This window comes from Acinetobacter baretiae, from assembly GCF_015627105.1.
In the GTDB taxonomy this organism is placed as follows: Bacteria; Pseudomonadota; Gammaproteobacteria; order Pseudomonadales; family Moraxellaceae; genus Acinetobacter; species Acinetobacter baretiae.
Genome location: NZ_VTDM01000022.1, coordinates 39,987 through 46,942, shown reverse-complemented (window position 1 = coordinate 46,942; position 6,956 = coordinate 39,987). Strand labels below are relative to the sequence as shown.

Here is a 6,956-nt window from a genome sequence, read left to right as displayed (position 1 = left end):
TCACATTGGCTTTGCCTGTTCCACCAATATCAGAAGTGCTGACTGTACCATTTTCTGCAACTGTTGCATTACCACCGAGTAAACTTGCAGTACTGTCTGAAATCGATTTGATTTGTGAACCATTCACTGCATCTGTCGATGATGAATTAATCGTCCCTGAAGCCACACCGGTGACTTTTTCATTACTTGCATTTAAACCTTTTGCTGTTACTTGACCTGCAAAGATTGGTGCATCAACTACACTGTATTTGTAAGTATTACTACTTGCATCATAAGTTGCTGTGGTATTAGTGCCATTTGCAAAAGTAACGGTTTCACCCAACGAAACTTTGTCTGCAGCCTCTGAATTGGCTCTAAAGTTCAAGCCTTTGTCTGCTGTTGCTTGAGCAGTTGCTGTAGATGCTTTTACAGAAGCCACTGCATCACTCACATTGGCTTTGCCTGTTCCACCAATATTAGATGTCATGACTGTTCCATCTGAAGCAACTGTCGCATTACCACCGAGTAAGCTTGCAGTACTGTCTGAAATCGATTTGATCTGTGAACCATTTACTGCATCTGTCGATGATCCATCAATAGTGCCTGCAGCAACGCCCGTTACTTTAGCATTGCTCGCATTTAAACCTTTTGCTGTTACTTGACCTGCAAAGATTGGTGCATCAACCACACTGTATTTGTAGATGTTATTACTTGCATCATAAGTTGCTGTGGTATTAGTTCCATCAGCTAGTGTGACGGTTTCACCCAATGAAACTTTGTCTGCAGCCCCTGTATTGGCTCTAAAATTTAAGCCCTTATTTGCAGTGGCTTGTGCTGTATCTGCAGCACTTTGTGCAGTTGCTGTAGATGCTTTTACAGAAGCCACTGCATCACTCACATTGGCTTTGCCTGTTCCACCAATATCAGAGGTGCTGACCGTACCATTTGAAGCAACTGTCGCATTACCACCGACTAAATTTCTCAAGCTGTTGGCAGTATTTGTACTATAGGTTTGTGCTTGTTTAAGTTGAGCAACGTTGGTGACATCTGTATCTGCAGAACCAGCAGCAACACCTGTAATTTGACGCGTTGTTGTTGTGCCATTACCGACAGAAACAGCTCCTTTATTAGATCTCCACGTTGTTGATGTTTGGGTGGATGTTGTTCCCGTTAGTGGATCATAGCCTACTGTTCCAGCTGGCGTAGTAGTGGTTGAATATGAACCTAATGCAACGCCTCCTGCAACTCCTGCACTAGAGTAAGCCCCTATAGCAATTGCTTCTTGCTGTGATGCATTTACAGATGTACCAATAATAATCGAGTTAACACCAGACGCATTCCCTTTACTACTTCCCGATCCATCTCCCGTTGTTACAGCAAGTGCACCCGCAGCTGAAGCTTGGGCGTCATTACCTATAGATGTTGCTCCTCTTGCTGTTGCTATAGCACCTGAACCAATTGCAGTAGAACTATCAGCAGTTGCTCTTGCCGCATTACCTATGGCTGTCGCTGCACCTACAGCACAAGGTGCATCACTATTACCGCCGATAGCCACAGCACCGTATGGATTATTCCCTGCACCAGTACAATATGTTCCGCCACCTGCTGTGAACCCTGCAAAAGATGCTTGTGATAAGGTAATTAGTACCAAAGACCCTGCTGCACTAACGACCGTACGTGTTGATTTCTTTTTAGACTTTCCAAGCTCAGATACTGCACACCAAGTGCCCAATGCCGCATTCCAAATAACTTTATAAACTTTATTCATAAGTACACCTTTTTTTTAACTCGTGGTTTTACTCTTTAATTTGTATTGTTTGAATATCTTTATAATTTATAGAAACTGAAAATATATTCAAACAACATATATTCTCCATATTAATAGCATAACTTTGCGAAAAATAACAATAAAAATGAGTATCAAGTCTCATTAACAAAAAATAACGTTAACTTATGTAAAATAATAAAAAATAATAAAATTCATAAGCTTAATACACTTATAAAATATATAATTAATAAATATCTAAACAGAGGCATATTATCGCCTTAAAATATAACAATGTATTTCAAATATTTATAAAAATCATACAGATTAAAATGACTTACTGAATCACAACATAAAATATAAATTATTTATAAGTTATTAAGATTTATTTATATTTTGTAGATGCCTTAAACAATGAAGACATCTACAAGAAACAATTCAACAACCCAAAAAAACTAACCTACAGTAAATACGACCACTGAAAAACCAATACAGTACAGGCCAAAAATATGCCACTTCCCATGCTCTAACCAAGAAGACAACCATTTTAATGCCAACATTCCTGCAATAAAACTCAGTACCATCCCAAGCAAACTGGGCAAAATAATTTGATGTAGTCCTTGAGTGCTGACATGACTATGCATTAAACGAAAAAGCTCTTTTAAAATAATCACAGGTGTGAGTACTACTGCAAGTGCAAAACTAAATTGCTCTACTTTTTCACGAGAAATACCTAGAAATAAACCGGTTGAAATTGTTGCACCTGAACGAGAAAACCCTCTAAAAGGAAGACATAATGCCTGCACTGCACCAATGATCGATGCACGCTTTAATGTCATGGGTTGATTTTCTCCACGATCTAAATAAGATGAAAGCCCAATCACTACACCCGCTGCAAATAATGCACATGCAATCAGTTTACTATTGCTAAATAATTGCTCAATTTCAAAGCCATTATCATGTGCAAAAAAAGTATGCTTGATCACTGTTTGTAGTAATAAACCTAAAACGCCTGTCACCATTGTTGCAACTAAAATATATTTAGCATGTTCTTTAAAGTTACTTACAGAAGAAAAGTAACTGTTATGCCAAGACTTCCAAAAATATAAAATCACGGCAAACATCGTACCTGTATGTAACATTACCAATAAAAAAGTCATGTCAGGTGCTGAAGGATCTAATCCCAATAATTTTTCAGCCATAATCACATGGGCAGAACTTGAAACTGGAAGTAGTTCTGCAAAACCCTGTATTACCGCCAAAATAAACACATGGAATAATGTCATTATTCTACTCTATTATAAAATTATGCCCCTTTATATAGACATGCCATTAAGTCAAAATTAAAATTGTTTTTTAAATACCATATAACCCACATCTAATTGAAAATCACCGCTGTCTTGTATATCAAAATGCGATACGACCAAATGACAAGCCATAGATTGTAAATAACGTATTGCTTGTATAGCCATGTCAGGCGTATGCATACGCTTAACCCAATCGTCTAAGCGAATTTTTAATGCTTGTTTTTCTACTTTTAGTGGCATCAAGCCATGACACTCTGTCAAGTTTAACCATTGCGCCATACTATAATTGCGTACATGGCTTGGATCGCGCAATAACTCTATACTCTGAATGAATGTATCTAAAATAGGTTGATTTGATCCAATACTATCCACAACAATAAATACCCCTTGAGGCTTAAGTACTCGATACACTTGCTGAATAGCCTGTTGTACATCTTGCCAATGATGTGCAGAAAAACGCGTGATCACGATATCAAAACTGTGATCTTCAAATGGTAATTGCTCTGCACTCCCTTGCTGTGTTTGAATATTTTTTATTTTTCGCTCAACCGCTGTCGTTTCAACAATATCTAACATATTTTCAGATAAGTCATAGGCCACAATATGTTGGCACAGTTCAGCAACATGGTAGCTGACATGACCTGCTCCACAGCCTAAATCTAGTACTGTTGGAGCAACATCATGATTTTTTATTACCTTTTTTATTTTATCAAATTCAATACCTTGTGCATGATTTTGGCTATTTAAATAATTAATTTCTTTATTTTTGTATTGTTGTTGATTAATGTGTTGTTGAGTTTTCATTTGGATCTGTCTGAGCGATGGAATACTGATGAGCATACGCTTAAATTAAAATATAAAAATTGATATATTTTTAACTTTCATATAACTTAAAGTTATGAATCAATTAAAGACAAATCAAAAATAAGCTAAAATAAATACCAATTAAAGATCAAAATTCAGTTCAAATACAAAATTACTTGCACAATCATTGAATTAAATACATAAAGTTTTATGATTCAGATTGTAGTCGATTGACTATTTAACCTAAATCTCACTTAACCCGAATCCTGCTTAAGCCTTTATTTTAAAATCACTTACTTATGGTATTTTGATTAAATATTGAAATTATGTCGCATAGCCTTTTAGTCAATCAGCGCTGTTTTTTTAAGGAAAATCGATCTATTCATTAGACTAGACTGTAAAGGAAAGCATTTATTTTATATAAAAAATTATAAAACAATAGCTTAATCAAATTTATTAAACAGAATTTAGGTAACTTAAAACTTTATTTTAACTTCAACTATTTATATTTGTACCATGTCACAATCTGAACCATACATAAAATTTTAAATTAAAAATCAATTATTTATATTTTATCGATGTTGAATACGTATGATTGCCTTTCCTCACGATCAGTGAAGTTTGTTTTTTAAATCCATTCACCTTGTTTGTTATGTCAGATAGTAAAGAAAAAAATGATGATATTTAGATAAAAATATATTAAACCATCTATTATGAACATTATTCACATAAGATTTAAGTCATTTAACTGGCTAGATTATTTGTACATTTTAATTTAAAGATGACTTATTGAAGGTGTATTTGATAAAATTTTAACCATCATATAAAACAACGATCCTTTTACATATGAGCATAATCATTCATGTATAAATCAGAAAAACTCGCCTTAAATCTAAAACATCTGATCGAAATGAATACGTGGAAAGCACATGAAAAACTTCCCTCATTAAGACAACAAGTTGAAATATCAGGGTTCAGCTTAATTACAGTAATGAATGCTTATCAAGAATTAGAAGCACAAGGATTGATTTATTCAAAAGAAAAACGAGGTTATTTTGTTGCTGAAAATCCTGCGCAAACTGCTCTTGCAAAAAAAGTGACTTTAAATGAAAAAATAGAAGTTAATTCATTGGTATTTAAATATTTAAAATCAATTCAATCCGAAAATATTGTACCGTTAGGTAGTGCTTTTCCGAATAGTAAATTGCTCCACTCTCCCAAATTAATGCACACTTTAGCTCAACAGGCTAAATCTCGTGTTGGTTACGAACAAATGCAAAGTTTACCACCGGGTCATTACGAACTACGAACATTGATTGCCCAGCGGTACTGCTTGCAAGGTATTCCAACAGACCCTTCTGATATTGTCATAACGTCAGGTGGTTTAGATGCGTTAAATTTGTCTCTTAGAGCTGTAACTCAAACAGGTGACTATATTCTATTACAAGAAACTATATTTTATGGAGCATGGCAAGCGGCTGAAAATTTAGGATTAAAAGTCATTACCATTCCTGAACATCCTGAACATGGGTTAGATTTAGAGGCATTAGAAAAAGCAATCCATATTCATCCCATTAAAGTCTGTTTACTCATGCTAAATAGCCATAACCCAATTGGATTCACAGTAAATCCTGAACTAAAATTGAAACTTGCACAGCTTTTACATCACCATAAAATTTATTTGATCGAAGATGATGTCTATGAAGAACTATATTACGATACAAAAAAACCGTTGCCCATAAAATCTTATGATCAACAAAATATGATTCTTCATTGCTCTTCTTTTTCCAAAATATTAGGCCCAAGCTTTCGTATTGGTTGGGTTCATGCAGGAAGATTCTCAGAACATATTCAACATTTACAACTCATGAGTACAATTTCTGTCAATCCACTGATCCAAAATGCATTGGTCAATTATTTATCACATCGTGATTATGATAAACATTTGAAAAATCTGCGTAAAACATTAAAGTCTCTTAAAAATGAATATTATGCTTACTTAAGCCATAAACTACCTTCGAGCTGTACCATACATTACTACCCTTCAGGATATTTTCTGTGGATCACATTACCCAAAGCAGTCAGTAGTCGTTATATTTATGAACAACTGATTCAAAATAATATTGGAATTGCTCCAAGTTTTCTTTTTTATCACAAGAATAAAGAACAGCATCATATTCGTCTGAATTGTTCTTTTGAAATAAACGAGGAAATTATTCAAGCAATCGTGATACTAACCGAAAAAATTTCAGATGTGTACACACACAGTCTTTAACACAAAGATGTTATTTCATCGCAAGCTAATACTTATTATTGAAATTGATACTAAAATTTTAATACAGCTATGAATATATTTATATTTTCTCGTGTGTACTTCGCTTAGTAGTATTACAGATCGCCACTATTCTTAAAAATTAGAAATTTAAAATGATTCTTTACTCAAAATACGATTGATGTATTTCATCAATCGTATCAAGCGACGTTTACTCTTACTTTCAAACCCTTTTACACTGAATGAAACCGAGAGGCTATTATTAAATCAGCATTGAGTTAATTAATAAAAATATAGCCAATAATGATACCAATGATCGAATAAACGATCATGATAAAAAATACAAACCATGTATCATTTTCACGCTTTAAAAAATCAATGATTCCATGTTTACCACTATTTCGTTTAGAGGGATGTTGTTCGCTCATAGACTAGTCACTCATTAAAGACTTAAAGCGATTGTCTACCTTTTTTTATGGAAAAACTAGCAACAGAAGTTGTAAAAAAAAATATAACAGATTCACTAAAAAAATTATTTTTGTTATATTTTATAATTTACTCGACTTCGACCATAAAAAAATATCTTGTAAAATCATAACGCACACAATTATGCTTCAACACATTCATTTGTTTTGATTTGGTATTTTGTTAGTTCGTAATAGTTCCATGGTGTAAATTCATATTTACCATACTTCATACCACCATCAGCATACTTCACAACCACTTTTTAAATACAATTCAACAGAGTGAACGTTTTGCAGATGTTTTGTTATTTACACACTAATTGAGCTTGGTTTTTAAACTGTTGAGACTATATGGTGAGTTCTTC

General features: G+C 33.9%; 5 protein-coding genes. 1 reads left to right on the top strand and 4 read right to left on the bottom strand.

Translation table 11 applies throughout. The features are described from left to right. From I2F17_RS09600 to I2F17_RS09590, 3 genes are all read right to left on the bottom strand, one after another. The coding region (locus I2F17_RS09600) for an ESPR-type extended signal peptide-containing protein (protein WP_268920049.1) at window positions 1-1,747 on the bottom strand (1,747 nt) is incomplete at its 3' end. Between the two features lie 452 nt (window positions 1,748-2,199). Next, on the bottom strand, window positions 2,200-3,030 hold the full coding sequence (locus I2F17_RS09595) for an undecaprenyl-diphosphate phosphatase (protein ID WP_196423535.1): 831 nt from the start codon (window positions 3,028-3,030) through the stop codon (window positions 2,200-2,202). 57 nt (window positions 3,031-3,087) lie between these two features. Further along, complete coding sequence (locus I2F17_RS09590) at window positions 3,088-3,855, bottom strand: class I SAM-dependent methyltransferase (protein WP_196423534.1); 768 nt, start codon at window positions 3,853-3,855, stop codon at window positions 3,088-3,090. Window positions 3,856-4,717: 862 nt separating this feature from the next. On the opposite strand from I2F17_RS09590, the gene I2F17_RS09585 reads away from it, so the two are divergent. Beyond that, window positions 4,718-6,130 carry an aminotransferase-like domain-containing protein gene (locus tag I2F17_RS09585; RefSeq protein ID WP_211139758.1) on the top strand — a complete coding sequence of 471 codons (1,413 nt, stop codon included), beginning with the start codon at window positions 4,718-4,720 and terminating at the stop codon, window positions 6,128-6,130. Between the two features lie 275 nt (window positions 6,131-6,405). Here I2F17_RS09585 and I2F17_RS09580 read toward each other — a convergent pair whose 3' ends face one another. Continuing rightward, the gene (locus tag I2F17_RS09580) at window positions 6,406-6,555 is read right to left on the bottom strand and encodes a hypothetical protein (RefSeq protein ID WP_196423539.1); all 150 of its coding nucleotides are present in this window, start codon (window positions 6,553-6,555) and stop codon (window positions 6,406-6,408) included. Between the last annotated feature and the right edge of the window lie 401 nt (window positions 6,556-6,956).